We start from the raw sequence: 1795 nt of genomic DNA on the forward strand, positions 1-1795 counted from the left end.
GTGTTCCGGGTGGGTGGGGGCGTAGGTTCGGTAGTCCATCATTACGGTGTCCGGGTTGGGGCCGGTGATTTCGTAGGTGAGGTCGTCGTAGAGGATGAAGGTGGCGCCGAGCTCATACTCGGCGGTGTCTACGTTCAGGGTCATGAATTTGTTAGTGAGCATGAGATCCTCCTTTGTGTTGATGTTACATTAACACTAGTGTTTTGGCTAGCTTTCCCAGGGCTCCAATACCCGGCCTGCTTCCAGCATCTTTTTGGCTCTGCGCTTCATGGCATCAGTTTTCTTGTCCCCGAGGATGCTGGACATCCCCAGACAATCCTCGGAATGGGCCACCTTCTGCAGGACTTCGTACTCCGATTGATTCAACTTCCGCCTTTCGGGGTCCATAGAGCGGTACCTCTGCAGGTCCGAATGGTTCATATGGCTCCTCGTTGAAGGTTTGAACCCGAAGCCGTGGTCGATGAGCACGATCCCGCGATTGTCCACGAGGAAGTTCTGCCGGTGACGGTCTTGCTGTCCGGTTAACGCGTCGAAGAACGCTGCTCGATCCGCCTGGTCNNCTGGTCGGCTGGGAGCTTTCCAATATCGCGGCCAATGACATCACTGGCCCTGCCGGCCTTGTGGCCGAAGGAGACGGAGCCGTACTTGCCGCCGTGTTCGATGATGACGCATGGGGCTACCAGTTGTTCATACTCGGGCCCTAGCTTCTTTGCGAAGTTCCAGGCCGCGGCTTCGTTGACGGTCTGTTCGTTGCTTGCATGACCGAAGGCAGCGGCAAGGCCTTGGTTGGCTCCTGAGACTGGCTTGAAGTAGCCCTCCATTCCGTCCTTGTACTTCAGCACTCGTGTTTCGTTTACGCCGCCGCCGACAAGCCTTTCGTTGCTTTTCACCGACCCCATGAGGACCCTCTCCTCCCATCGGTGGCTGCTCTGGCTTTGCTGAAGTGCCCGTAGCTGGTTTTCGATCCCCCTGCACGATGGATCGGTCTCGGAAATCGGGTCACGTTTCTCGCGGTTGGCGCCGGCGGCACCGGCATCAGCTACGCCGCGCCCGCCGCCCCGGCCGGCCGCTGCCCGACCAGCCCGGGCTCCTCCCCCGCCCACAGCTGGGGCGCGATGCNNCCCCTGCCGGCACGGCCCGCGCTCGTGGTTCAGGGCTTGGAGCTGGCGGTAAGAACCCATCTGCATCCAGTTCCTCCCTAGCGCGCGGAGCAGCACCAGGCGCAGCTTCATCGCCCCGACCGGCATTTCCGTCTTCAGGTGGCACAGTGCCGTGGGCGTGGAGAACGTCGTTGTCCGCACCGTTTTCTTCGGCCCACTTCTTCAGCTCAGGAATCTTCCTGTCCGCAAGATCATCCGGGGCCTCTGGCATCCCGTCCGCAAACTCGAGGATCTGCTTCTGGATCTTGCGATTGTCCTTACGACGCTGGTTGTGTTTTCTGCGCCCGCTCGTGTTGCCATGCCCTGGGCATCTGCGGTCTTTCGTGCACATCCGAGGTTTCCTCCAGCCCTATTTTTGGTCTCTTACCTAATAGGGCCGTCCCGTGTGGAGTTTTCCGCAGATACGTGGAAAGAATTAACGGCGACACGCCTCCACCTCCGGGGCAGATGATATCGCTAGCGGATAAGTTGGTCGCATGACCACAGAAACTACGCGGCTAGCTCGAGAGCGCGGGACAGGGCAGGAAAATGTCCAGGTCCTCGTCCGTGTCCCCCCGAGTATCCGTGATTCCATTGCCACTCTCGCCAAAAACATGGGCCTCAGCCGAAGCCAAGCTTTTGAGCAGATCATCGCG

General features: G+C 59.5%; 1 protein-coding gene. It reads right to left on the bottom strand.

Annotation, left to right across the window (positions count from 1 at the left end):
* Positions 1-207: 207 nt before the first annotated feature.
* Positions 208-366: a hypothetical protein gene (locus CIK75_RS16180; protein WP_206745471.1), complete on the bottom strand. Its 159-nt coding sequence runs from the start codon at positions 364-366 to the stop codon at positions 208-210.
* Positions 367-1795: the final 1429 nt, after the last annotated feature.

It is taken from the genome of Glutamicibacter sp. BW78, assembly GCF_002332245.1.
Classification (GTDB): domain Bacteria; phylum Actinomycetota; class Actinomycetes; order Actinomycetales; family Micrococcaceae; genus Arthrobacter_H; species Arthrobacter_H rhombi_A.